The following is a 24,402-nucleotide window of genomic DNA, read 5'->3' as shown; positions in this document are numbered from 1 at the left end:
ACGCTGTAGTGGTGCTGCGATGCGCTCAGTTTGTCGCAGCCGTTTTGCCTGACGGAATTGGAGCATCGCCGGCGAGGCCGATCTCCTGGCGCAATGCGTCCGTGTGCTCGCCGAGCACGGCCATCGTTTTGGCGGGCGTGGTGTCGGCGCCCGACATCCGGAACGGCAGATTGAGCACCTGGAACGAGCCACCCTCGTCCTCGACGGACGAGAACGCCTGCCGGTGCGCGAGTTGCGGATCGGCCAGCGCCTCGGACACGGTGCGATAGGCCGAGGCCGGCACACCGGCCGCGCCAAGCGCGACAAGACACGCGTCGGTCGTGAGTGGCCGCGACCAGGCCTCGACACCGTCCATCATGTCAGCCCAGTTCTCGCGGCGCGCGGCGTAGGTGGAGAAGCGCGGATCGGAAATCCATTCGGGGCGGCCGATCACACCCATCAGGCATTGAAACGTCTTCTCGCTCGCGACCGTGATCATGACATAGCCATTGGCCGTCTCGGTCGGCCCGAACATCGGGCGCGGCGGTGGCTTCACCGCGAATTGCGAGCTCTGCAGCTCGATCACCGTCAGGCTCAGCATCGTCTCCAGCATCGAAACGTCGATGTGCTGGCCCTGCCCGGTCACGGTGCGCTGATAGAGCGCCGACGCAATCGCGCCGAAACCGTAGGTGCCGGTGACGACGTCGGCATGGTAGATGCCGCAATAATCCGGCCGGCTGCGGCCGGGCTGGTAGGCGAGATGCGCCATGTCGTAGCCGGAGGCCGCATGGATCACCGGCGCATAGGCCGGCAGCTCGGCCGAGGGACCGGTCTGGCCGTAGCCCGAGATCGAGCAATAGATCAGCTTGGGATTGACCGGGCGCAGGCGGTCGTAGTCAAGCCGCAGCCGGTGCATCACGCCGGGGCGAAAGTTCTCGACCAGGATATCGGCGGTCGCGGCGAGCCGGCGCACCGCCTCCTTGCCCTCCTCGGACTTGAGATCGAGCACGACGCTCTTCTTGCCGACGTTGAGCTGGCCGAATACGGTGCTGCACCCCTTGCGCAGCGGCGGCCGGGTGCGCATCGTCTCGCCGCCATCGGTCTCGATCTTGATGACCTCGGCGCCCATGTCGGCAAGCATCCGCGCACAGTGGGGACCGGCGATGGTGGTCGAAAAATCCAGGACCCTGAGGCCCGCGAAGGCCTTTGTCGTCGTCCCCTCATGCTTATCTGCTAACGACATGCCTGCTTACGCCCCCTCGGCCTCTTAGGAACTATCGAAGTTCTCTCTTGTTGATGCGCCGACCCTAGAGGGCGGCGGGTGAGTAGGAAAGTCTTTACCGAACGGACACGTCTGACGGGCGGGCTTGGAATTCCAGGACAACTGGACCCGTTCTTGCATAGCAATAAACGGGATCGGAAGAGGGCAGCTGTTCTTGAGGGTCTTGTTCGTCACAACCGAGATGGACGATTTCGTCCGCGTTGGCGGACTCGGCGCCGTTTCCGCTGCCCTTCCCAGGGCGCTTCGCCCTCTCGCCGATATCCGGGTCATGTTGCCCGGCTACCGCGACATCATCGAACAACTCACGCATATTCAGATCGTTGGCCGCTGCCCGGCGCTCGCGGAGATGCCGGCCTGCTCGCTTGGCCGGGCTGCGACCAAGGACGGGCTGCCGGTCTATGTGCTGTTGTGCTCACAACTCTACGACCGGCCCGGCAATCCCTATGGCGACGAGTCCGGACACGACTGGCCGGACAACGACATCCGCTTTGCGCGCTTTGCCTCGGCAGCCGCTGAGCTGGCCATGGGCAAGCTGGACAAGAATTGGGCAGCAGACCTGATCCATGCCAATGACTGGCAGGCCTCGCTCGTGCCGGCCTACCTCGCCTGGCGCGGCGCCAAGCTGCCGTCGATCCTGACCATCCACAACCTCGCCTACCAGGGACTCTTCCCGAAGGACTCGCTGCGGCGGATCGGCGTCCCCGAGAGTTCCTTCCATATCGACGGCGTCGAGTTCTACGACCAGCTCTCCTTCCTCAAGGCCGGGCTGGTCTATGCCTCGCACCTCACCACCGTCAGCGGCACCTATGCACGCGAGATCACGACGGAGGAATTCGGCTGCGGCCTCGAAGGCCTGCTTCGTGTCCGCTCCGACGCGGCCGAGCTCACCGGCATTCTCAACGGCATCGACGAGAGCTGGGACCCGCGCTCCTGCTCCCAGCTGGCCCAGCAGTTCGGCGCCGGCGACTGGGTCGGCAAGAAGGCCAATGCGGATTATATCCGCAAGCAGTTTGGCCTGGCGGTCTCGCGCGGGCCGATGTTCGCGATCGTCGCACGCCTCGTGCACCAGAAGGGCATCGACCTCGTGCTGTCGGCCGCCGACGAGATCATCGACGCCGGCGGGCAGATCGTGGTCACCGGCTCCGGCGAGCCCGCGCTCGAGCAGGCACTGATCGACGCACATCGCCGCCGCCCCGACGCGATCGGGGTCACAATCGGCTTCAACGACGCCCAGGCGCGGCGCATCTTCGCGGGCAGCGATTTCACATTGATGCCGTCGCGCTTCGAGCCGTGCGGCCTCAGCCAGATGTACGCCCAGCGCTTCGGCTCGCTGCCGATCGGTCACCAGACCGGTGGCCTCGCCGAGACCATCACCGACGGCGAGACCGGCTTTCTGTTCTCAAAACCCTCGCACGAATCCTTCCTTGGCGGGGTCCGCCGCGCCTTCTCAGCTTTCGTGGCGCATGACCAGCTCGACTCCATGCGTCGCAGCGCGATGGGACGATCGTTCTCCTGGAGCATCTCGGCCGGCAGTTATAGCGCGCTGTATAGGAGGCTGGCGTCGGTGTGAGGCGACCTCCCCGTCATTGCGAGGAGCGAAGCGACGAAGCAATCCAGACTGTCTCCGCGGCGACAGTCTGGATTGCTTCGCTGCGCTCGCAATGACGATGTGGAGAGAGGCGCGCCACTCTATCGCCCGTCACTCCAAGAGCTGAGAACCTCACCCCTTCCCGCGCACATCCATTTGCGGCCGCCCGATCCAGGCGCGATTGAGACACCGGGTCATCCAGTCGGGCTGCGGCTCGCCCCGCAGCCGTGCCTGCGCTTCCTGGTAGGGACCGACATAGCGCAGCCGATCCGGCAGTTTGGGATAGACGCGCCTGATCCATCTCAGCGCATTGTCGGCTGCCCGCTTGTCGCGCTCGTCGAATTCAAACCCGAAGCCCGCTCGCAGGCGCTCCGGCAACAAACTCGCCGTGAGCGCGCGATACCATCGCGGTGGCCGCAACCACGGACGGGCGCCGCCAAGGATCTGCGCGGCGATCTCGCGCGCCGCCGGGCTGACGGTCAGCGTATCCGACTGCGCCATCGCCGCGGTGTAGGCCGCAAAGCCGGACCAGTCCGCGGGCAAATCGTCGGCCGTCAATCCGAACAAGGCGCCGAACATCCGGCTCTCGCCCCAGTAGCGCTCGCGCTCCTCCGCCGAGAGCGGCGGAAGGACCAGGTCATGCGCCATCACCGCGGTCTCGACCAGCGTCGCATGAACCCAGCGCAACGACGGAATGTCGTTGGCGCAGTAGCGCGAGCCTGCCGCGAACGGACCGACGGCCTCGGGCATCGCGCCGACGATCATGCTGTGGCGCCGATGCAATTGCCGGGACGACAACTGCGCCCGGTCGAGCGAGCCGAACACCATGGCAAAGACGATGTCGAAGGTGCGATGGAAGCGGCCGATCGGATCGGCAAGGGTCCGTGAATGCTCCGCGATGGCGGCAGCGACCCAGGGATGCGCCAGCTGCAGCAACAGCGCGCGGCCGGCGCCGAGAAAGATGAGGGCCTCCCGGTCGATCTGCCAGGTCACCGTGTCAGGGCCGAACACGCCGGCAACCGGTCCCGCGGCGTCAGCGCGGACCCGATCGAGGGCCAATTCCAGATCGTTCCCGGATACCAACTGCAAGGCCTCTCAAAAGCGGACGACGGCCGACAATCCGCAGGGCCTGTGGCAATTCGATGAAAGCGGACGCGGCCCTACTCCGCCGCCATCGGCATCTCGTCCATATGCTCGTGCAGCACCACGCCGGCGAGCGGATCGAATTCACCGATCCACGGCTTTCGCGCCAGCACCGATCTCGTGTGGGCGTAGCCCGCATGCCAGCGCCGCGTAATGCCTGACGGACTGAAGTCGATATCCTTGGTGTGGGTTTCGCGATCGAGCTGCGGCGCCAGCAGCCGCACCACATGCATGCGGGTCGGACAGCCGTAGCTCATCAACTCCCTCACCGCGGGATCGTTGCGCTCGCTCTCGGGCAACCGCGCGGCAAGCTGGTTAATGACGTGGCGGAGGCGATGGGCCTGCTGCTGCCGCACGATCTGGCTCGCGATGCGGCTGGAGTACTGCACGTCCTTATGGCGGTTCAAGACCTCCGCCATCGTGGTCGGCTCGGCGCCGACGGAATTCCACAGATGCACGGAGAAAATCAGCGAATCCCTGCGTGGATTGTCATCGAATACGGCCTCCGTCGGCGTGTTCGACAGGATGCCGCCGTCCCAATACAGCTCGCCATCGATGCGCACCGCCGGGAAGGCCGGCGGCAACGCGCCCGAAGCCATGACATGCTTCACCGTCAGTTCGCCGTCGCGGCTGTCGAAATAGCGCATTTCGCTGGTGCCGACATGAGCCGCACCGACCGTCAGTCGCGGCGCGCAGCGGTTGGCCAGATCGAAATCGACCAGCTCACTCAGCGTCTTCTCCAGCGGCGCGGTCGAATAGAAGCCGGCATGATCGGCGCCGAGCGGAAAGGAATCTCCCGCATGCGCCAGCGGGTTGGGCCGGAAGAAGCCGGGAATGCCGTTGGTGACAGTCGACAAATAGGTGAGCTTCTCGCTGAAGTCGGGAAAGGCGCCCCCCAGAGCCCAGACTGGATTCTGCTCCATCCGCTTCCAGAACTCCTTCAGGCGTGCGAGCCTGTTTTCCGGCGCATTACCGGCGATCAGGCTCCCGTTGATGGCGCCGATCGAGGTGCCGATGACCCAGTCCGGCTCGATCCCGGCCTCGTGCAGGGCCTGGTAGACGCCCGCCTGATAGGAGCCGAGCGCACCGCCGCCTTGCAGCACCAGCACGACCTGTCCCGGCAGATCGTTAGGCCCGCACACTCCGACATTTTTCTGCATGCTCGTCACGCTCCTGCTCCGGAGAGCTTGCTCCGTCGCTTCTACGCAAAATCCTCCGGCATTGTTACGCCCGGCGACCGCCGGCCGTCCAGCGACCATGTCCGAAAAGGGCAGCGCGGAACCAACGGTTAGCGCTTGACCGGGGCGTCCTGCGGCGGCTCGTCGTCGGCGATGGCCCGCCACGCTGCGCCGTCGAGATCGTCATATTGGCCGCTCCGCAGCGACCAGAGGAAGGCGACGAGGCCGGCGCCTCCGAGCATCAGCGCCAGCGGCACCAGGATGACCAGGATCTCCATCACACGATCTCCCGTGACGCATTGCGCGCCCGCAACGAATTCAGCATCACCAGGATCGACGACCCGCTCATGGCCGCCGCCGCAATCAGCGGCGTCACCACGCCGCTGATTGCCACCGGCACGGCGAGGACGTTATAGCCGATCGCCAGCCAGAGGTTCTGCCGCATCAGGTGCAGTGCCTTGCGCGCGGAATCGATGGCGGCGACGACAGGCGCCAGCGGCCGGCCGAGGAAGACGAGATCGGCGGTCGCCTGGCTGAGATGCGCGGCCGAGATCGGCGACATCGAGACATGGGCGGCCGCCAGCGAGGGCGCGTCGTTCATGCCGTCGCCGACCATCAGCACTTTGGCGCCGCGCCGCTTCAGCTCCTCGATCCGCGCGATCTTGTCGGCCGGCGTGACGCCGGCACGCCATTCGGCGATGCCCAGCGCATGGGCCGCCGCGATCACCGCGGGCTCACGGTCGCCGGAGAGAATCTCGATGCCGATATTGCGCGCCTTCAGCGCCGCGATCACGGCCTGCGCGTCCGGCCGCAGGCCCTGCCGCACCGAGAGGATAAATCTTTCGGTCCCCTTGCTGAAAGCCACGATAGAGGCCTCGGGATCGAGATTTGTCACGTCGGCAACCAGCGCTTCGGCTCCACAGAAGGACGGACGGCCAAGGCGAAGCTCGACACCATCCACCACGGCGCGCACACCCTGCCCGGCCTCCTCGACCGCGCCAACGATCGGCGACCTTGCGCCAGCGGCCTGCGCGACGGCGGCGGCGACCGGATGATGGCTCGACAGCGCGAGCCGGCCGGCAAGTTCAAAAATGTCCGCGGGAATATCGGCCGCGTTCATCACTTCGAGATCGGGCAGCGTCAGCGTGCCGGTCTTGTCGAAGATGACGTGGTCGGCTTCGGCCAGCCGCTCGATGGCGTCGCCGGAATTGAGCAGCACGCCCGCCTTGAACATGGCGCCCGAGGCCACCGTCTGCACGGTCGGGATCGCAAGCCCGAGCGCGCAGGGACAGGTGATGATCAGCACGGCCACGCCGGTCACGATCGCATCGTGCCAGCCGGCGCCCGCGATGACCCAGCCCAAAATGGTGATCAGCGCGGTCGCATGCACCACCGGCGCGTAGAGCCGCGAGGCGCGGTCGGCGAGCCGCATGTAGCGCGAGCGGGCCTGCAGCGCGTTGTCGAGTAGCCGCGTGATCTCGGCGAGCAGCGTCGCCTCCGACGCCGCCGAGACCCGCACCCGCAGCGTGCCGGAGATGTTCATGGAACCCGCATAGACCGCCGTGCCCCTCTCCGCCGTGACATAGAGCGTCTCGCCGGTGATCAGGCTCTGGTCGATCTCGGAACGCCCCTCGATCACCGTGCCGTCGACCGCGCAACGCTCGCCGGGCCGCAGCAGCACGATGTCGCCGGGATGGATCGCCGCGACCGGCACCTGCGAAATCTCGTCGGGCCCGACGAACTTGGCCGCCGTCTCCGCCTTCAGCGCGGCGAGATTGCCGGCGACCGCGCGGGTCCGCCGCCGCATGTTCTGGTCGAGGAAGCGGCCGACCAAAAGAAACGTGAGCAGCATGATCGCCGCGTCGAAATAGGCGTGCTCGGCGTGATGGATGGTCTCGACCACGGACATGCCGAGTGCAAGGCACACCCCGATCGAGATCGGCACGTCCATGTTGGTGGTCTTGGCCGACAGTGCGCGCCAGGCCGAGCGGAAGAACGGCTGGCCGGCATAGGCCGCCGCCGGCAGCGCGATCAGCGCCGACAGCCAGTGGAAAAAGTCGCGCTGCTCCGGCAGCATGTCCGAGACGTTGCCGGACCAGACCGGGATCGACAGCATCATCACGTTCATGGTGGCGAACGCGGCAACGCCGAGGCAGCGCAGCAGGAAGCGGGATTCCGCGACCTCGGTCGCTTCCGCGCTTTCGGTCTCGTAAGGATAGGCCTTGTAGCCGAGCTCTTCGAGCCGGTCGATGAAGCGGGCCGGATCGAGCGTACCTTGCTTCCATTCCAGCGCGACGCGGCGGTCGGTGAGGTTGACGCGCGCCAGCGTGACGTCAGGGATGGCCGACAGTCCGCGCTCGATCTTGGCCATGCAGCCGGCGCAGTGAACCCCCTCGACCGCGAGATCGATGTGCTTGATACCCTCGCCCGCGGCTCGGACGTAATGCGAAAAATCCCGCGTGACCTGCATGACGATGTCCTTCAGTTCAGGATCACGCGGTTGCGCGACATGAACACGCGTGTTCCCCGCGCCTCGCCTTCGATCACGAGATCCCACTGGCCCGGTGCAACCGACGCGGCATTGCCGCGATAGATGCCGATGCCGGCTTCCGACAGCTCGACCGCGAGATCGGCGCGCTTGTCGGTCGGCCGCTCCAGACGTCCGCCGAATTTCAACCCGCTCATCGGCTGGCCGCTCGCATCGCGCGCCTCGACCTGAAGCGTGGCAGCGCCATCGGCGCGGCGCTCGATATGGGCATTGACCTGCCAATTTCGCGCGGCCTGGTCCTGCGCCGCCGAGATTTCGCGATCATAGGTGAGGCCCGCGGCATAGGGGCTGTCGACGTCGGTGCCGGGCAGCGTCGCGATCGCGAGCTTCATCATGGTCACGTTGACGCCGATCACGAGCCCGAAGAAGGCGACCAGCATCAGGAACACCTTTGTTCCGGTCAGCGGCTTGGTGGCCATGGCAGTCTCCTGATCCTAGGGCGATACGAAATTGTCGGTGGCGGTGGCGACCTCGCCGAGCCCGATGTCGGTGACGTGGAAGCGAACAGGAACCGACTTTTCCGGATTGCTTTCCGCCGGCGCGGTGACCAGCAGGCGCAGCTCGCTGGTGGAGTCGCGCGGGATCACGATCATCGGCCTATCGGGCGTCACGGAATCGATGCCGACGACATGCGTGGTCAAGTTGGCCGGACCGTTGGCGTCGATCGCGATGACGCGGTCATAGCCACTCTTGTTCAAGAGCCGCACCGTATAGGCGTTGCGGATCGAGCCGTCGCTGAGCCTAACCGCGACCGGGTTGCGGTCGTGCAGCACGTTGACGTCGAGCAGGCTGCGGGTCGCGAGCGTGTAGATCATGATGCCGCCGACCGCCGCGATGATCGCGCTGTACGCGACGGTGCGGGCCCGGACGATGCGGTAGACCGGCGCCTTGCCTTCCTGGCGGCGCTGGATGTTGATGTCGTTGTCGTAGCCGATCAGCCGCTTCGGCCGGCCGATCTTGGTCATCACGTTGTCGCAGGCATCGATGCAGAGTCCGCACTGGATGCATTCGAGCTGCGGTCCGTTGCGGATGTCGATGCCGGTCGGGCAGACCGCGACGCATTGATAGCAGTCGACGCAGTCGCCGACATGTTCGCCGAGCGCACGCAGCTCGATCGCCTTCTTCACCGAGGTGCGCTTCTCGCCACGGTCGTAGCGATAGGTGACGTTGAGCGCCCATTCGTCGGTGAGCGCGGCCTGGATGCGCGGCCACGGGCACATATAGGTGCAGACCTGCTCGCGCATGAAGCCGGCGAGCACATAGGTCGTCGCCGTCAGGATGCCGATCCAGATATAGGCGATCATCGGCGCCTGGAAGGTGACGAGCTCCTTCACCAGCGTCGGCGCGTCGTTGAAATAGAGCACCCAGGCACCGCCGGTCCACCAGGCGATCAGGAGCCAGATCGAATGCTTGAGCACGATCTCGGAGATGCGCTCCAGCTTCATCGGATCGGACGACTTGTCCTTCTTCATCCGCTCGCGCCGGTCGCCCTCGACCAGCCGCTCGACCGCATAGAACAGATCGGTCCACACCGTCTGCGGGCAGAGATAGCCGCACCAGATGCGGCCGCCGACTGAGTTCATCAGAAACAACGCCACCGCGGCGACGATCAGCAGGCCGGTGAAGTAGTAGATTTCCTGCGGCCACAGCTCGATGAAGAAGAAGTAGAAGCGGCTGTTGGGAAGATCGATCAGCACCGCCTGGCTGGGAGCACCGATGCCGCGATTCCAGCGCACGAACGGGAGGAAGTAGTAGACGCCGAGGCAGACCGCCATCAGGCCCCATTTGATCCGGCGGAACGTACCGGAGACGCTCTGGGGATACACCTTCTTCTGGGCTACGTAGAGCGGCCCATTGTCATCGTTCGATGTGAGGTCGTTCGGGTTCACGGTCTTGTTCATCGCCAAGAAGCTTCTCGAAAAGGTGCGATTAAACCTAGACCCGGCGCGAGCGCGTCAGTTGATCCAGCTCAAGCGGGGACACTTTTGTTCGCCCCCGCTTGTCGCGAGCAGGCTATTTGCCACCGCCCAGCGAGTGGACGTAAACCGCCATCGCCTTGATGGTGGCAGGATCGAGCCGCCCTTCCCAGGCCGGCATCACACCGGCGCGGCCGAGGCTGATGGTCTCGATCAGGCTCGCTTCGTCAGAACCGTAGAGCCAGATCTTGTCGGTCAGATTCGGGGCGCCCATCTCCGGGTTGCCCTTGCCGCCGTCACCGTGGCAAGCGACGCAATTCTCCGCAAAGATCTTCTCGCCCTTCGCGGCATCAAAGCCCTTGCGGGTCGAGAGGCCCGACAGCGACCGCACGTAATTGGCGACCGTGACGATCTCGTCGCCCTTCAGCACGCCGTCCTTGCCGAAGGCTAGCATCTGGCCCTCATGCGCCTTGGCGTGACCGGAACGCGCGCCGAACTGGATGGTCTGCATGATCTGGTCGAGCGTGCCGCCCCACAGCCAGTCGTCGTCGTTGAGATTCGGAAAGCCCTTTGCGCCGGCGCCGCCGGAGCCGTGGCATGGCGCGCAATTGTCGCCGAACACGGTCTTGCCCTTGGCTCGTGCAAGCGCCAGCAAGGCCGGGTCCTTCTCGATGTCGGCGAGCGAAGCCGCGCCCAGCGCCGCCATCCTGTCACCCCGGACCTTCTCGAGGTTGGCGAGCTCGACCGCGACGTCGGCGCGCGAGGAATAGCCGAACAGGCCCGTGGTATTGCTGGAGATCAGCGGCCAGGCCGGATAGACGATCCAGTAGCCGATCGCCCAAACGATGGTGAGGTAGAATGAGATCACCCACCAGCGCGGCAGCGGCGTGTTGAGCTCCTTGATGCCGTCCCACTCATGTCCGGTCGTGGACTTGCCGGTGACGGAATCGATGTCGCCATGATGATCGGTCATGATCTCTTACTCCTCCCGCAACGGCAGGTGCGCCGCTTCGTCGAAAGCGGCCTTGTTGCGGGGCCATAATGCGTAGGCGATGATCGCGAGAAAGATCGCGACGAACACCGGCGTCCAGATCGTGGTCACGAGACCAGACGCGAGATTGTCGAGTGTCAGGATGGCTTTCATCGGTGATGCCTTCTCAGCGAAGATTGGCTTTCTCGTTGTAGAGCTTGAAGTCGACCAGCGTGCCGAGCATCTGCAGGTACGCGATCAGCGCGTCCATCTCGGTCGGCGTGCCGGCCTTGCCGTCGAAATTGCGCACGACGGCCTTGGCGTAGCGCTTCCCGAAGGCGTCTGAGCCGGCATTGTCGGGATCGGCCTGGGCCTTCAGATCGGCGCCCGCGTTCGCAATCTGGTCGTCGGTGTAGGGCGTGCCGATGGCCTTGAGCGTCTTCATGTGGTCGGCGATCGTATCGGGATCGACTTCGGTCTGGCTCAGGAATGGATAGCCCGGCATCACCGACTGCGGCACGATTGCGCGCGGGTTGGTCAGATGGGTCACGTGCCAGACGTCGGAATATTTGGCGCCGACGCGGGCGAGATCGGGACCGGTCCGCTTCGAGCCCCACTGGAACGGGTGGTCGTACATGCTCTCGGCGGCGAGCGAGAAGTGGCCGTAGCGCTCGACCTCGTCGCGCAGCGGGCGGATCATCTGCGAATGGCAGAGATAGCAGCCTTCGCGGACGTAGACGTTGCGGCCCGCAAGCTCCAGCGGCGTGTAGGGCCTGACGCCGTCGACCGCCTCGATCGTGCTCTTGAGGTAGAACAGCGGAGTGATCTCGACGAGACCGCCGATCGCGATCACCAGCAAGATGCCGACGATCAGGACGATCGAGTTCTTTTCGAAGATTTGGTGGCGTGTCCAGAACGACATGGAAGGCTCCTCATTCCGCCGGCTGAAGCGCGACGGGCATCTGGACTTCCACTTCGCCGACGCGAACGGTCATCCAGAGATTGTAGGCCATGATCAGCGCGCCGATCAGGAACAGCCCGCCGCCGGCGGCGCGGATGATGTAGAAGGGATGCATCGCCTCGACGCTCTCGATGAAGGAATATTCGAGGAAGCCGAGCGAGGTGTAGGCGCGCCACATCAGGCCCTGCAGGATGCCGGACACCCACATCGCCGAGATGTAGAGAACGATGCCGAGGGTCGCGATCCAGAAGTGCCAGTTGACGAGCTTCAGACTGTAGAGGCCCTTGCGATTCCACACCCACGGCACCAGGCAGTAGAGCGCGCCGAAGGAGACGAAGCCGACCCAGCCGAGCGCGCCGGAATGCACGTGGCCGATGGTCCAGTCGGTGTAGTGGCTGAGCGAGTTCACCACCTTGATCGACATCATCGGTCCTTCGAAGGTCGACATGCCGTAGAAGGCGACGGAGACCACGAGCATGCGCAGCACGGGATCGGTGCGCAGCTTGTCCCAGGCGCCCGACAGCGTCATCAGGCCGTTGATCATGCCGCCCCAGGAGGGCATCCACAGCATGATCGAAAAGGTCATGCCGAGCGTCTGCGTCCAGTCCGGCAGCGCCGTGTAGTGCAGATGGTGCGGACCGGCCCAGATGTAGAGGAAGATCAGCGCCCAGAAGTGGATGATCGACAGCCGATAGGAATAGATCGGCCGTTCCGCGCGCTTCGGGATGAAATAGTACATGATGGCGAGGAAGCCGGCGGTCAGGAAGAAGCCGACCGCGTTGTGGCCGTACCACCACTGGAACATCGCGTCCTGGATGCCGCCCCAGGCGACGTAGGATTTCGAGCCGAACACCGAGACGGGGAGCGCGGGATTGTTGCCGAGATGCAGGACCGCGATCGTCACGATGAAGGCGAGGTAGAACCAGTTCGCGACGAAGATGTGCGGCTCCTTGCGCTTGATGATCGTGGCAAGGAAGACCAGCAGATAGGCGACCCAGACGATGGTGAGCCAGAGGTCGGCATACCATTCCGGCTCGGCATATTCCTTCGACTGGGTGACACCGAGCAGATAACCGGTGCCGGCGATCAGGATGAAGAAATTGTAGCCGATCACGACGAACCAGGGCGCGAGGTCGCCCGCAAGGCGCACCCGGCAGGACTTCTGCACGACATAGAGCGACGTGCCGATCAGCACGTTGCCGCCGAAGGCGAAGATCACCGCGGAGGTGTGCAGCGGACGCAGCCGGCCGAAGCTGGTCCAGGGCAGATCGAAGTTCAGTGCGGGCCACGCCAGTTGGGAGGCGATGATGAGGCCGACGAGGAAGCCGGCAATGCCCCAGAACATCGCCATGACGGCGGTGAACTTGATCGGACCCATATTGTAGTTGGGGCGGCCGTTGATCTCCGCCGGCGGCAGCGCTGCCGGACGATCGAAGTAGCGGTTGATGATGCCAAAGACCACAGCCAAGCTCGCCGCTGCGCTGAGCGCGGCATGGAAGGCAAAGGCCGAATCGAGCGCCTTGGCCGAGGCGATCACGCAAAGGAAGGCGGCGACTGCGAACACGATAGCCAGGCCGCTTTCACCGATGGTCATGGATTTGGAGATGGAGGGCTGGCTCATGCGGATTCTCTCTGAAAGAACACGCCGCCAGAAACCACATTCGACCTCGCGGCGAATTGATTGAAATCAAGATGGGTGGATTTCTATTCGGGTGAGTGATGCGGCGCCCGTCAGTTGAAGTGCCCTCTCCCCTTGTGGGAGAGGGCAGCGAGGACGGTGCCGCGCACTCACTTGGGTGAGGGGTTGGCTCCGCACGGAGAGTCTTTCGGTGGAGAGAACCCCTCATCCGGCGCTTCGCGCCACCTTCTCCCACATCCGCCTTCGCCAAGGCTTCGGCGGACATGAGGGGAGAAGGAAGAAGTCACTCCCTTGCCGTGGCCTTGAGCGCCTTGATGACGTCCTCGCGGGCGATGATTCCGACCAGCTTCTCGGCGCCGTCGAGCACGATGATGCTCCTGATGCGGTGCTCGACCATGATCTGGAGCACGCGCGTCAGCCGCGTGTCGGGGCTGACATAGATGAACTCGGGCGTCATGACGTCGCCGATCCTGCGGCTCATCAGGTCGCGATAGCGCGGCAGCATCTGGCTCGGCGTGAACGCGAAGCACTTCAGGATGTCGAACTTGGTGACGATGCCGACCACCTGCCCGTCGTCCTCGACCGGGTAGGAGTTGAAATCATCACGCTCGAACATCTCGCTGAGCGCGAGCAGGTCGTGGTCGCGCCGCACCGTCGTGACGTTGCGGGTCATGTAGCTGTCGACGATCTCTTCAAGAAATTTGTACACAGCGCGTCCTCCGATTTTCGTTTTGGCCGACCGGCCGTCAGTGCGACAGCAGCACGCTGCGGGCGGATTGGGTGACCAGATATTCGGTGACGCCGCCGAGGATCAGCTCGCGAAAGCGCGAATGACCATAGGCGCCCGCCACGATCAGGCCGGCCCCGAGGTCGCCGGCGACCTGCTCCAACTGCGCGGCAGCGGTTGCGTTCTGCACGGCCTCCGAGACGCGTGCGCTCGCGGTGACGCCGTGACGGGCGAGCCAGGCGGCAACGTCGGTGACGCCGGCCATCACCGCCGAACGATCGTCGTCGCGCTCCGGGATTTCGACGATGGTGACGTCCCTCGCCTTGCGCAGCAGCGGCAGCGCGTCGGCCACCGCGCGCCGCGCCTCCGGCGTGTCCTTCCACGCCACCAGCACGCTGCGCAGGTCGAGCCAGTTGACCTTGTCGGGAACGACGAGAAGCGGGCGGCCGGCCTGCATCACCAGGTCCTTGGGGCTCGCGAGCGCGAACGCGTCGGAGAAAGCCGGGCTGTGGCCGCCGCTGACGATGATGTCGGCGCAGCGCGCCTGCGCCAGCACGAAACGCGCCGGAAAATCCATGGCGCCGCGCCACTCCACGCGGCCGTCGCGCGCCTTCGTGGCGGCGCGGAATTGCGCCTCCAGATCGGCGAGGCGCTTCCTGATCGAGGCTTCCTCCTGATCGATAAGGCTCTGGGCCTCGGCGCCGTCGGTGAAATAGAGCGGCGGCGCGAACTGCCCCGCGGCAACCCCGATAATGGCCGCCTCGAATCGCTCGGCGAGTTCGCCCGCGACCTGAAGGCGCGCCTCGTTGGACTGGTCGAGCGCCAGGCTGACCATCACGGTCGCGTAAGTCATTGGGATTCTCCGCTCAGCTATGAACTGGCGCGAAATCTAGCCTCGCCGTGACGGGGCAGGATGAGGTAGATCAAATCGCCAGGCGCGACCTTGCGGGAAATCCGCCAATGGAATCAGACATCCGAACTTGCCTCGGGCCGGTCCATGGGCGAAATTGCGGTCATGTTCGCGGCACCACGCCCGCCGCGCGAAGATGGGAGTCATCGATTGTCGCCGACCCGCGTAACGCATCCGCCAGACGACAGTCGCGGCGAGCATTTCCGGGTCCGGATCGAGGGATTCGGCGTCGGCACCTGGGATCTCGACCTCACGACGCGCGAGCTGGAGTGGTCGGAAACCGCGAGGATGCTGCTCGGTATCGAGCGGGGCCAGCCGGCGAGCTACGACCTCTTCCTGTCGCGTCTCGAGCCCGACGACCGCGCTCGCGTCGAGAACGCGATCAAGCAGGTCTCCGAGCATGGCGGCGGCTTCGACGTCTCCTTCAGGATTTCCGGCAACTCCGGCCGAGGCAAATGGATCAGGGCCCGCGCCGGCTTGATTCGAGACGAATCCGGCGTCGCGCGCCATCTCAGCGGCATCTTCCTCGATATCGACGAGGAGAAGCAGGTCGAGGAAGCCCTGCGCACGCGTGAGACCCACCTCCGCTCGATCCTTCACACCATTCCCGACGCCATGATCGTCATCGACGGCCGCGGCATCATGCAACTGTTCAGCACCGCCGCCGAGCGCCTGTTCGGCTGGTCCGAGCAGGAGGCGATCGGCCAGAACGTCAGCATCCTGATGCCGGAGCCCGACCGCACCCGCCACGACAGCTACATCGCGCGCTATCGCAGCACCAACGATCCGCACATCATCGGCATCGGCCGCATCGTGACCGGCAAGCGCCGCGACGGCACGACCTTTCCGATGCACCTGTCGATCGGCGAGATGCAGTCCGGCGGCGAGCCCTATTTCACCGGCTTCGTCCGCGACCTCACCGAGCACCAGCAGACCCAGGCGCGGCTCCAGGAATTGCAGTCCGAGCTCGTCCACGTGTCGCGGCTGACCGCGATGGGCGAGATGGCCTCGGCGCTTGCCCACGAGATCAACCAGCCACTGGCGGCGATCAGCAACTACATGAAGGGGTCGCGGCGGCTGCTGGCCGGCAGCACCGACCCCAACACGCCGAAGATCGAAAGTGCGATGGATCGCGCCGCGGAGCAGGCCTTGCGCGCCGGCCAGATCATCCGCCGCCTGCGCGACTTCGTCTCCCGCGGCGAGTCCGAGAAGCGGGTCGAGAGCCTGTCCAAGCTGATCGAGGAAGCCGGCGCGCTCGGGCTTGCCGGCGCACGCGAGCAGAACGTGCAGCTCCGCTTCAGCCTCGATCCCGACGCCGATCTCGTGCTCGCCGACCGCGTTCAGATCCAGCAGGTGCTGGTCAATCTGTTCCGCAACGCGCTGGAAGCGATGGCGCAGTCGCCGCAGCGCGAGCTCGTCGTCGCCAACACCCGCGTCGGTGACGACATGATCGAGGTCGAGGTGTCCGACACCGGCTCCGGATTCCAGGGCGACGTCATTCCCAACCTGTTCCAGACCTTCTTCACCACCAAGGAAACCGGCATGGGCGTGGGACTGTCCATCAGCCGCTCGATCATCGAGGCTCACGGCGGACGCATGTGGGCCGAGAGCAACGCATCGGGCGGCGCGACATTCCGCTTCACTCTCCCGGCAGCCGATGAGAATTGATCCATGACGACCAAGGGACATGTCTACGTCATCGACGACGACGAGGCGATGCGGGACTCGCTGCACTTCCTGCTGGATTCCTCCGGCTTCGGCGTCACCCTGTTTGACGATGCGCAAGCCTTCCTCGATGTCCTGCCCGGCCTTGCCTTCGGCTGCGTCGTCTCGGACGTGCGCATGCCCGGAATCGACGGGATCGAGCTGTTGAAGCGGATGAAGGCGCAGCAAAGCCCGTTCCCGATCCTGATCATGACCGGCCATGGCGACGTGCCGCTCGCGGTCGAGGCGATGAAGTTGGGGGCGGTCGACTTTCTCGAGAAGCCGTTCGAGGACGACCGCCTCACCACCATGATCGAGACGGCGATCCGCCAGGCCGAGCCGGCGGCGAAGAACGAGGCGATCTCGCAGGACATCGCCGCCCGCGTCGCCTCCCTCAGCCCGCGCGAGCGCCAGGTCATGGAAGGGCTGATCGCGGGCCTCTCCAACAAGCTGATCGCCCGTGAATACGACATCAGCCCCCGCACCATCGAGGTCTACCGGGCCAACGTCATGACCAAGATGCAGGCCAACAGCCTCTCGGAGCTGGTCCGGCTGGCGATGCGCGCCGGGATGCTGAAGGATTGAGGCAAGTCAAAATCATTCTCCCGGGCCGTGCTAGCCAAAGGGGATGATCGAGATCGGCTCGCACCAACAGCGGCTTCCAGTGACGTCATCCGCAAAGCCCACCGTCTACGTTGTCGACGATGATGCCGCTGTGCTGGGATCCCTGCAATTCCTGCTGGAAACCGACGGCTTTACCGTGCGGACCTTCAGGAATGCCACGGCCCTGCTGAATGCCAGCGGCGCGCAGGGGGCAGACTGCTACGTGATCGACTACAAGATGCCCGACATCAACGGCATCGAGCTGGCCGGCCGGTTGCGCCAGTCCGACGAGGGCACGCCCGTGATCCTGATCACCGGCTATCCCGATGGGAACATCTCGGCCCGGGCGGCAGCCGCAGGCGTCAAGGACGTGATCTTGAAGCCGCTTCTCGACGAAACCCTGGTCAAGTGCATCCGCCACGCCATCCAGGGCGGCCGCGGCAACTGACCTACGGGGTTCTACGTAGGTAACCCCCCTTAAGATATCTCGCGAAATTTTCGAAGCGCCCGAACCCGCGTACCAAAGCGTCATCACAACGGAGATGGCGCAGATGCTGACCGAGACGCTCAACACCCAGGCGATCAACACGCAAGTTCGTGCCAAGATCGCTCCTGCCCATCCCGTCTCCGACCAGTTCGGCGCAATCGCCGGCCATGTCGGCCTCGTCGCCACCGAGTTCTCCTACCGCAAGGACGAGGAGATCTACGGCGAGGACGAGCCGGCCGAATATGTCTACCAGGTCATCACCGGCGCGGTGCGCAGCTACAAGCTGCTCTCCGACGGCCGCCGCCAGATCGGCTCCTTCCATCTCCCCGGAGACGTGTTCGGCCTTGAATCCGGTCCCAGCCACCGCCTCGCCGCTGAAGCCATCATCGACACGACCGTGCGCCTGGTGAAGCGCGCGAGCCTGGAGAAGGCCGCCGGCACCGATGTGCAGGTCGCGCGCAAGCTCTGGGCCATGACCGCCGGCGAACTACGTCACGCCGAGGACCACATGCTGCTGCTCGGACGCAAGACCGCGATGGAGCGCGTTGCAACCTTCCTGCTCGAGATGGACCGCCGCCTCGCGGTAGCCGGCATGATGGCACTGCCGATGTGCCGCCGCGACATCGGCGACTATCTCGGCCTGACGCTGGAAACCGTGTCGCGCGCGCTGTCGCAGCTTCACGCCCAGGGCATTTTGGGATTTTCCGGCGCCCGTCAGATCGTGCTGCGCAACCGTCAGCGCCTGCACAATCTCGATGCCTGATTTCTGTCTTCCTCCCCACCCGCTTTGGCCGGCTGAATTCGTTCAGCCGGCCATTTTTTTCGGCGCGATCATGCCGGTGCGCCGGGTTTCCGGCATCACAAAGAGGATCAGCAGAAGCCCGGTCGCGGCAACGCCGGACAGCCCGATGAAGGCGGTGGCATTGCCGAACTTGTCGCTGACATAGCCGCCAAGCGCCGTGCTCAAGGACGCCCCGATGCCGGTCGCGGTCCCGACAATGCCTTGCGCCAGATTGAAATGGCCGCTGCCGAAGGCGACGTCGGCCACGATCAGCGGGATCATCACCGCAAACACCGCCGCCGTGATGCCGTCGAACACCTGCACCGCGACCAGCAGATAGGGATCGCGCACGGTCGCAAACAGCAGGCCCCGGATCGTCAGCGCAGCGAATCCGATCAGCAGCAGCGGCCGCCGGCCCCAGAGCTGCGCCTTGCGCCCGACCGTCGGCGACAGCAGCGCCACGATCGCCTGCGGCACGACGATGCAGAAGGCGACGAGCACCGTTGCCCACTGGCTCGACCGCGCCGTCACCGCGCTCGCCATCAGCGGCATCATCGCGGCGTTCGCCAATTGCAGCAGCAGCACGCTCAGCGCGAAGACGATGAGCGGGCGTTGCCGGATCAGGTGCCAGATATTGGTGTCGCCCGGAACCGGCGCCTCGCGCGGCATCTCGCCGTGACAGCGCGCGATGTCCACTTCCTCCTCGCGGATGCGCGACAGCGCGATCAGGGTCGGAATCGCGAGCAGGAAGGTGACGAGGAACACCGAGCGGCTCGACAGCAGATAGCCGGCCGTGCCCATCACGGCGGCGGCGACGCCGTTGCCGAGGGACGCAAAGCGCGCATTGCGGCCGAGCCGCTCGCCGATCGCAAGCGGACCGACCAGGCCGAGGCTGATCGCCGCGATCGCCGGCCCCAGCACGCAGCTCGCTGCCGCATGCAGCGTGGCCGCGGCCACCACCACGGGAAAGATCGGCATCGCCGCATAGGCGAGCGCACAGAAGCCGATGGTCGCGATCGCAAGGCCTGCGACCAGCCGCTCGGACTTCGCGGCATCGATGATCGCGCCACCCGGCATCTGCCCGATCAGCGCGACGATGCCACCGATCGACAGCACGAGACCGATCTCGACCTGGGTCCATTTCTGCGTCGTGAGGTAGACCGCGATGAAGGGGCCGAACCCGGTCTGCACGTCGGCGAGGAAGAAGATGAACCAGTCGAGGCCGCGCAGGCTCTGGCGCGACGGCGCCGGAAGGCCCGCAGGCGGCGGCGCGGCAACCTTGTACCGTTCAACCCGGCTATCGCGATCTGCGTGGTTCCGCTTCCTCGACAACAGCACCGGCGGCCATCCCTCCCCGCGCCTCACTGAATCGCTTGCAGCGGCTGCAGGCTGCCGGACGCGCCGAGCACCACCATCGGCGTGTCTTCCTTGTATTCCGGCGCGGCTGCGACCTGCGCCTTGGTCAATTCCAGTGTGATGCTGTCCTTCTTGTTGGCAATCTTGCCGAACCGCATTGCGTTCCAGTCCACCACGATCTTGCGGCTGCCTACGCCGAGGAAACCGCCGAAATCAATCACGGCGGCGCGCACGCGGCCGGCGCGGTCGACGATGATGTCGACGATGCGGCCCATATCCTCGTCGGCTGCGCTGCGCACGTCACGGCCGAGCACGCCATGGGCGTCGCTCGCACCGATGATGGTCACGGACGGCGGCGGCGCGGCGTCCTTCGGCGTGACCGGCACGGTGGAGGTCGACGGCTGCACCGCGGCCGGCGCGTTCGCTTCGCTGGGGGGCGTCGTTGGGCCCGCGGGCGGTTCCTCCGCGGCACGCGATACGGCGACCGTCAATCCCGCGACGATCGCTGCGCTCAGAACCAACCATCCGGCGGTACGCATAAAACCCTCCTCGCAGGCGCCGCTAGCGCGCCAGCACGATCGAGACCTGGATCTGGCCGCGCGTGCGCAAGACCTCCAGCGCGACGTCGTCGCCGTGACGGCTGACGCGCAGATCCACGCTGGAATTGCCCAGGCGCAGATCGCGCAGGATCACCTCGTTCAGGAACGCCGGCAGATGCGGATTGCGCAGGCGAATCTCGCCGCGCGCGACGTCGAACTCGATGCCGAGCGCCGCCTCCAGCAGCGTGAATGGCGTCGCGCTGGCCCAGGCCTGCGGCGCGCATGCGACCGGATAGAGCGTCGGGCCGCGCCGCTTCTCGCGCCGGAAGCCGCAGAACAATTCGGGCAGCCGCCGCAGGTCCATGTATGTCGCCGCGTCGAACAAGCCCTTGAAGACATGCGCCACCGAATGCTTGAGCCCGTAGCGCGCGAGCCCGAGCGCGATCAGCGCATTGTCGTGCGGCCAGATCGAGCCGTCATGATAGGACATCGGATTGTAGCGCACCTCGCCTTGCGCGACCGTGCGGATGCCCCAGCCCGAGAAGAAGTGCGGCGCCATCAGATCGGCGGCGACGAGACGTGCGCGGTCCTCGCGGATCATGCCGCTGAAAAGCACCTGCCCGGCATTGGATGTCCGCACCTTGCAAGGTCGTTTCCTGCCGTCGAGCGCGAGCGCATAGGTACCGAGCTCCTCGCACCAGAATGCCTTCTCGAACCGCTCGGCCAGCGCCTTGGCCTCGGTCTCGAGCTTTTTGGCGAGGTCCGGCTTGCCGAGCCGCAACGCGCAACGTGCGGCGAGCTGCTTGGCGGCAAAGACGTAGCCCTGCACCTCGGCAAGGGCGAGATTGCCTTCCGCAAGCTGGCCATCGGCATGGAAGATCGCGTCATACGAGTCCTTCCAGCCCTGGTTGGCGAGGCCCTTTTCGGTGGCGCGCTGGTATTCGACGAAGCCGTCCCTGTCGGGATCGCCGGGGCCGTCGATCCAGGCCAGCCCAGCCTCGATCGCCGGCCACAGCTCGGTCAGGGTCTTTTCGTCGCCGGTGCGCTCGAAATAGCTCCCGGCGAGCAGCACGAACAAGGCGGTCGAATCCACGCTGCCGTAATATTGCGCGAACGGCACCTCGCGAAGCGCAGCCATCTCGCCGCCACGCATCTCGTGCAAAATCTTTCCGGGCGCGGCATCGTTCAGCGGATCGACCGTCTCTGCCTGAAAATGCGCGAGCCGCCGCAGCACGCCCTTCGCGACCCGCGGATCGATCCACAGCATCTGGAGCGCGGTGATCAGGCCGTCGCGGCCGAACGTCGTTGAGTACCAGGGAATGCCGGCATAGGGATAACGCCCCTGCGGCGTCTCCGTCATCAGCATGTTGAGGTCGGCCATGGCCTGGCACAGCACCTCGTTGAAGATGTTGTTCGACGTCTCGATGCTGGCCATGCCCGTCGTCGACTGGCGCATCTCGCGGCGATGGGCGAGCAGGCCCCTGAAAAAGCGCGCGGGCTTCTCCGCGATCGGCCGGTTGCAGGACACCGCCACGAACAGGGATTTCGACTGGTGCGGGTCCAGGTCGAGCTGCCAGGTCGCGGCATTCACCGACAACCGCGTCGGACGCGGGTCGAAATGCAGGCCGGTGGTACGCACGGCATCGTCAAGGCCGCGATAGTGGAACAGCACGTCGGTCGGCCCGAGCAACTTGCTGGTGCCGGTCCCGCGGTGCGGGCGCCGCTCGCCGCGCACCTCGAACAGATCGGCGAAGTCGCTGTCGAACAGCAGCGTCAGCTCCGGGCTGGCGCGACGGTCGCCATGGTTCTGCACGCCGATGCGCTGATAGGCCGTGCCGCGCCAGAGGAAGATCGTGCGCACGATGTGCAGCAGGTCCTTCTGCAGCACGATGCGGCCCTGGCGATAGATATCGGGGTTGGTGAGATCGACGGTCAAGGCCGAATTGTCATCGCGAAGATTCGAGCCGAGCAGCAGCGGCTGGAGATCGTCGAGCACGAGCTCCAGCCGCGCCAGATAGCGCGTGTCGCAATTGAACAGGCCGTCCGGCCCGCCCGCGGAGGCGCCGATGTCACCATGGCTGTCCAGCACGATGAAGGTGTCGTCGTGCTTGAGCGACCGACGGGGCCGCGCGGCGGGCCCCGTCATCGGAATGTAGAACGCCTGCTCCGCGACGGCCTCCTCCGTCTGCGTTACCGAGATGATCTGGGTTACGGCTTCGGCTGCCATGAGCTGCTCCCCTGCGGCCTGTTTTTCGAACGCGACCAACGCAAACGCAACTGTTGGACTTACGCGGCGAACTTCGCCAGCCGACTCATCTCCTGCGTCACCAGCTCACGGTAGGGGCCTTGGCCCTGCATCAGGCGGTCGGGCGCGCCGTCCTCGATGATCTTGCCATTCTTCAGCACCAGGACGCGATCGAAATTGCGCAGCGTCGCCAGCCGGTGCGCGATCGCGATCACGGTGCGGCCGCGCATCAGGCGCGACAGCGCCTCGCGGATCGCCTCCTCGGATTCACTGTCGAGTGCGGCGGTGGCTTCGTCCAGCAGCAGGATCGGCGCGTCCTTCAGGAAGGCCCGCGCGATCGCGATGCGCTGGCGCTGGCCGCCGGACATCTTGACACCGCGGTCGCCGACCATGGTGTCGAGACCTTCCGGCAGGCTGTCGATGAAATCGCAGCGCGCCGCGATCGCCGCGCGCAGCACCTCGTCGTCGGTCGCGTTCGGACGGCCGTAGCGGATGTTCTCGCGGATGGAGCGGTGGAACAGCGAGATATCCTGCGGCACGACCGAGATGGCCTCACGCAGGCTCAGCTGGGTCACCTTGGAAATATCCTGGCCATCGACGGTCACGCTGCCTTCATCGACATCGTAGAACCGCTGCAGCAACGTGAACAGGGTTGATTTCCCCCCGCCCGACTGGCCGACCAAGCCGACGCGCTGGCCGGGCTGAAGCCGCAGGCTGAACCGTTCAAAGATCTTCTCGCCGCCGGGATAGCCGAAGGTGACGTTGTTGTACGCGATCGCGGCGCCGCTCTTCATCAACGGCTCGGCCTCGGGATGATCGCGCAATTCATGCGGCACGAGCAAGGTCGCGATCGCCTCGGTCAGGCGCGCGACGTGCTGGGTGACATCGACCAGCGCCACCGCGAGGTCGCGCGTCGCATTGAGGATGGAGAGGCCGAGCGTACAGACCAGCACGACATCGCCGGTGGTCGCCTCGCCCTGCTGCCAGAGCGTGATCGCCCAGGCCATCAGCGCAACCGTCAGGACGACCGTCACGCCGGCATGCGTGAGCCGCAGCTTTTCCAGATAACGCAGGCTACGGCCGCGCGCGGTCAGTTCCCGGTTCACCGTCGCGTCGAACCGCTCGTGCTCATGGCCGATGCCGCAGAAGGCGCGGACCAGCGGCATGTTGCTGATGACGTCGATCATCTCGCCGTCGACGACGGCGGCCTTGTCGGCAAAGTCGTCATGCAGCGGCTTGCCGGCTGCGGCCAAATGGAACATCGCTATCACCATACCGCCCGCGACCATGATCAGGCCGAGTGCCATATAGGGACTGACGGTTCCAATCAGACCGATGGCCGCAATTGTGGCAATGCACGGCGGCAACACATTCCAGACGAACATGTTCTCGACCGTGAACACCGCGTTTGAGGTCGCGGTGATACGGCTCGTCAGCATGCCCGGCATGCGATCCGAGAAATAGCTCGGCGCGTGTCCCGTCAGATGACGAAATATGTCACGGCGTAAATCGCCCGTGACACGAACGAAGGTGAAGCTCGCGGTCCAGCTCGCGATCCGCCACAGGAAATTATCCGCCGCGATCAGCGACATGAGTAAAATGAATGCCAGCCATACGCTGCCACCGTGCGAAGTTCCCGCGGACAGGCTGTCGACCAGGGATTTGACGCCGTATTGCGTGCCCACGGAACAGGCAACGGCTGCAACGACAGCGGTCAGGATCACGAGATGCGATGCCGGCCGTCGTCGCAGATAGCGCAAGACAAAGGCAAATGGCCTGCGCGCGTAACCAGAAAGATGATCCATGTGACTGCGACCCCGTCGTATTGATTTCGATTTTTCTATTA

The 24,402-nt window shown here is 65.2% G+C and carries 22 protein-coding genes; 5 read left to right on the top strand and 17 right to left on the bottom strand.

All coding sequences use genetic code 11. The features are described 5' to 3' along the window. Nucleotides 1-25 precede the first annotated feature (25 nt). The gene (locus tag IVB46_RS33970; protein ID WP_247307852.1) at nt 26-1,222 is read right to left on the bottom strand and encodes a CoA transferase; all 1,197 of its coding nucleotides are present in this window, start codon (nt 1,220-1,222) and stop codon (nt 26-28) included. A 193-nt stretch (nt 1,223-1,415) separates the two neighbouring features. Between IVB46_RS33970 and glgA the strand changes: the two genes are divergently transcribed. Then, nucleotides 1,416-2,831: a glycogen synthase GlgA gene (glgA, locus tag IVB46_RS33965; protein ID WP_247307849.1), complete on the top strand. Its 1,416-nt coding sequence runs from the start codon at nt 1,416-1,418 to the stop codon at nt 2,829-2,831. A gap of 150 nt (nt 2,832-2,981) precedes the next feature. Here the strand turns inward: glgA and IVB46_RS33960 are convergent, their stop codons facing one another. The 12 genes from IVB46_RS33960 to IVB46_RS33905 all read right to left on the bottom strand — a co-directional run bounded on the left by IVB46_RS33960 (nt 2,982) and on the right by IVB46_RS33905 (nt 14,784). Beyond that, the gene (locus IVB46_RS33960; protein ID WP_247309081.1) at nt 2,982-3,932 is read right to left on the bottom strand and encodes an oxygenase MpaB family protein; all 951 of its coding nucleotides are present in this window, start codon (nt 3,930-3,932) and stop codon (nt 2,982-2,984) included. A 77-nt stretch (nt 3,933-4,009) separates the two neighbouring features. Continuing rightward, the gene (locus IVB46_RS33955; RefSeq protein ID WP_247307846.1) at nt 4,010-5,152 is read right to left on the bottom strand and encodes a patatin-like phospholipase family protein; all 1,143 of its coding nucleotides are present in this window, start codon (nt 5,150-5,152) and stop codon (nt 4,010-4,012) included. Nucleotides 5,153-5,280: 128 nt separating this feature from the next. After that, entirely contained in the window at nt 5,281-5,448 is a 168-nt protein-coding gene (ccoS, locus tag IVB46_RS33950) for a cbb3-type cytochrome oxidase assembly protein CcoS (RefSeq protein ID WP_014497059.1), read from the bottom strand. Next, nucleotides 5,448-7,640 (bottom strand): cation-translocating P-type ATPase, encoded by a 2,193-nt coding sequence (locus tag IVB46_RS33945; RefSeq protein WP_247307843.1) that lies wholly within the window; start codon nt 7,638-7,640, stop codon nt 5,448-5,450. The genes ccoS and IVB46_RS33945 overlap by 1 nt, the downstream gene beginning before the upstream one ends. 11 nt (nt 7,641-7,651) lie before the next feature. Then, complete coding sequence (locus tag IVB46_RS33940; protein ID WP_247307840.1) at nt 7,652-8,137, bottom strand: FixH family protein; 486 nt, start codon at nt 8,135-8,137, stop codon at nt 7,652-7,654. 15 nt (nt 8,138-8,152) lie between these two features. Next, nucleotides 8,153-9,619: a cytochrome c oxidase accessory protein CcoG gene (gene ccoG, locus IVB46_RS33935; RefSeq protein WP_247307837.1), complete on the bottom strand. Its 1,467-nt coding sequence runs from the start codon at nt 9,617-9,619 to the stop codon at nt 8,153-8,155. A gap of 112 nt (nt 9,620-9,731) precedes the next feature. Continuing rightward, nucleotides 9,732-10,607 carry a cytochrome-c oxidase, cbb3-type subunit III gene (ccoP, locus tag IVB46_RS33930; RefSeq protein ID WP_247307815.1) on the bottom strand — a complete coding sequence of 292 codons (876 nt, stop codon included), beginning with the start codon at nt 10,605-10,607 and terminating at the stop codon, nt 9,732-9,734. A 6-nt stretch (nt 10,608-10,613) separates the two neighbouring features. Then, nucleotides 10,614-10,778, bottom strand: a complete 165-nt coding sequence (locus IVB46_RS33925) for a CcoQ/FixQ family Cbb3-type cytochrome c oxidase assembly chaperone (RefSeq protein ID WP_018457132.1) — start codon at nt 10,776-10,778, stop codon at nt 10,614-10,616. A gap of 13 nt (nt 10,779-10,791) precedes the next feature. Then, nucleotides 10,792-11,526, bottom strand: a complete 735-nt coding sequence (gene ccoO / locus IVB46_RS33920) for a cytochrome-c oxidase, cbb3-type subunit II (RefSeq protein ID WP_247307812.1) — start codon at nt 11,524-11,526, stop codon at nt 10,792-10,794. 10 nt (nt 11,527-11,536) lie between these two features. Then, nucleotides 11,537-13,186, bottom strand: coding sequence for a cytochrome-c oxidase, cbb3-type subunit I (ccoN, locus tag IVB46_RS33915; RefSeq protein WP_247307795.1), 1,650 nt, complete (start codon nt 13,184-13,186; stop codon nt 11,537-11,539). Between the two features lie 301 nt (nt 13,187-13,487). Next, nucleotides 13,488-13,913 (bottom strand): CBS domain-containing protein, encoded by a 426-nt coding sequence (locus tag IVB46_RS33910; RefSeq protein ID WP_247307784.1) that lies wholly within the window; start codon nt 13,911-13,913, stop codon nt 13,488-13,490. A gap of 37 nt (nt 13,914-13,950) precedes the next feature. Next, nucleotides 13,951-14,784 (bottom strand): universal stress protein, encoded by an 834-nt coding sequence (locus IVB46_RS33905; RefSeq protein WP_247307765.1) that lies wholly within the window; start codon nt 14,782-14,784, stop codon nt 13,951-13,953. 207 nt (nt 14,785-14,991) lie between these two features. On the opposite strand from IVB46_RS33905, the gene fixL reads away from it, so the two are divergent. The 4 genes from fixL (at nt 14,992) to IVB46_RS33885 (ending at nt 18,398) form a co-directional block, all read left to right on the top strand. After that, complete coding sequence (gene fixL, locus IVB46_RS33900; RefSeq protein WP_247344508.1) at nt 14,992-16,509, top strand: sensor protein FixL; 1,518 nt, start codon at nt 14,992-14,994, stop codon at nt 16,507-16,509. Nucleotides 16,510-16,512: 3 nt separating this feature from the next. Further along, nucleotides 16,513-17,130: a response regulator FixJ gene (fixJ, locus tag IVB46_RS33895; RefSeq protein WP_014497070.1), complete on the top strand. Its 618-nt coding sequence runs from the start codon at nt 16,513-16,515 to the stop codon at nt 17,128-17,130. A gap of 43 nt (nt 17,131-17,173) precedes the next feature. Beyond that, a complete protein-coding gene (locus IVB46_RS33890) occupies nt 17,174-17,596 on the top strand; it encodes a response regulator (protein WP_247307759.1) in 423 nt (140 codons plus the stop codon). Between the two features lie 103 nt (nt 17,597-17,699). Next, entirely contained in the window at nt 17,700-18,398 is a 699-nt protein-coding gene (locus IVB46_RS33885; RefSeq protein WP_247307756.1) for a helix-turn-helix domain-containing protein, read from the top strand. Nucleotides 18,399-18,440: 42 nt separating this feature from the next. Here the strand turns inward: IVB46_RS33885 and IVB46_RS33880 are convergent, their stop codons facing one another. From IVB46_RS33880 to IVB46_RS33865, 4 genes are read right to left on the bottom strand one after another with little or no spacing between them, the layout of a single operon-like run. Then, nucleotides 18,441-19,754 carry an MFS transporter gene (locus IVB46_RS33880; RefSeq protein WP_247307754.1) on the bottom strand — a complete coding sequence of 438 codons (1,314 nt, stop codon included), beginning with the start codon at nt 19,752-19,754 and terminating at the stop codon, nt 18,441-18,443. A gap of 23 nt (nt 19,755-19,777) precedes the next feature. Continuing rightward, nucleotides 19,778-20,311 (bottom strand): PRC-barrel domain-containing protein, encoded by a 534-nt coding sequence (locus IVB46_RS33875; protein ID WP_247307751.1) that lies wholly within the window; start codon nt 20,309-20,311, stop codon nt 19,778-19,780. A gap of 22 nt (nt 20,312-20,333) precedes the next feature. Continuing rightward, nucleotides 20,334-22,538: an amylo-alpha-1,6-glucosidase gene (locus IVB46_RS33870; protein WP_247307748.1), complete on the bottom strand. Its 2,205-nt coding sequence runs from the start codon at nt 22,536-22,538 to the stop codon at nt 20,334-20,336. Nucleotides 22,539-22,597: 59 nt separating this feature from the next. Beyond that, nucleotides 22,598-24,361: an ABC transporter ATP-binding protein gene (locus IVB46_RS33865; protein WP_247307746.1), complete on the bottom strand. Its 1,764-nt coding sequence runs from the start codon at nt 24,359-24,361 to the stop codon at nt 22,598-22,600. Nucleotides 24,362-24,402 lie beyond the last annotated feature (41 nt).

The sequence above is a fragment of the Bradyrhizobium sp. 61 genome, from assembly GCF_023073075.1.
Classification (GTDB): domain Bacteria; phylum Pseudomonadota; class Alphaproteobacteria; order Rhizobiales; family Xanthobacteraceae; genus Bradyrhizobium; species Bradyrhizobium barranii.
This window is presented reverse-complemented; position numbering and strand designations above follow the sequence as displayed.

Excerpts from the sequence above, each read along its gene's own strand:
- IVB46_RS33970 (WP_247307852.1), bottom strand. The coding sequence starts at position 1,222 with ATGTCGTTAGCAGATAAGCATGAGGGGACGACGACAAAGGCCTTCGCG.
- IVB46_RS33955 (WP_247307846.1), bottom strand. The coding sequence starts at position 5,152 with ATGCAGAAAAATGTCGGAGTGTGCGGGCCTAACGATCTGCCGGGACAG.
- ccoS (WP_014497059.1), bottom strand. The coding sequence starts at position 5,448 with ATGGAGATCCTGGTCATCCTGGTGCCGCTGGCGCTGATGCTCGGAGGC.
- IVB46_RS33945 (WP_247307843.1), bottom strand. The coding sequence starts at position 7,640 with ATGCAGGTCACGCGGGATTTTTCGCATTACGTCCGAGCCGCGGGCGAG.
- IVB46_RS33940 (WP_247307840.1), bottom strand. The coding sequence starts at position 8,137 with ATGGCCACCAAGCCGCTGACCGGAACAAAGGTGTTCCTGATGCTGGTC.
- ccoG (WP_247307837.1), bottom strand. The coding sequence starts at position 9,619 with ATGAACAAGACCGTGAACCCGAACGACCTCACATCGAACGATGACAAT.
- ccoP (WP_247307815.1), bottom strand. The coding sequence starts at position 10,607 with ATGACCGATCATCATGGCGACATCGATTCCGTCACCGGCAAGTCCACG.
- IVB46_RS33925 (WP_018457132.1), bottom strand. The coding sequence starts at position 10,778 with ATGAAAGCCATCCTGACACTCGACAATCTCGCGTCTGGTCTCGTGACC.
- ccoO (WP_247307812.1), bottom strand. The coding sequence starts at position 11,526 with ATGTCGTTCTGGACACGCCACCAAATCTTCGAAAAGAACTCGATCGTC.
- ccoN (WP_247307795.1), bottom strand. The coding sequence starts at position 13,186 with ATGAGCCAGCCCTCCATCTCCAAATCCATGACCATCGGTGAAAGCGGC.
- IVB46_RS33905 (WP_247307765.1), bottom strand. The coding sequence starts at position 14,784 with ATGACTTACGCGACCGTGATGGTCAGCCTGGCGCTCGACCAGTCCAAC.
- fixJ (WP_014497070.1), top strand. The coding sequence starts at position 16,513 with ATGACGACCAAGGGACATGTCTACGTCATCGACGACGACGAGGCGATG.
- IVB46_RS33890 (WP_247307759.1), top strand. The coding sequence starts at position 17,174 with ATGATCGAGATCGGCTCGCACCAACAGCGGCTTCCAGTGACGTCATCC.
- IVB46_RS33885 (WP_247307756.1), top strand. The coding sequence starts at position 17,700 with ATGCTGACCGAGACGCTCAACACCCAGGCGATCAACACGCAAGTTCGT.
- IVB46_RS33875 (WP_247307751.1), bottom strand. The coding sequence starts at position 20,311 with ATGCGTACCGCCGGATGGTTGGTTCTGAGCGCAGCGATCGTCGCGGGA.
- IVB46_RS33870 (WP_247307748.1), bottom strand. The coding sequence starts at position 22,538 with ATGGCAGCCGAAGCCGTAACCCAGATCATCTCGGTAACGCAGACGGAG.
- IVB46_RS33865 (WP_247307746.1), bottom strand. The coding sequence starts at position 24,361 with ATGGATCATCTTTCTGGTTACGCGCGCAGGCCATTTGCCTTTGTCTTG.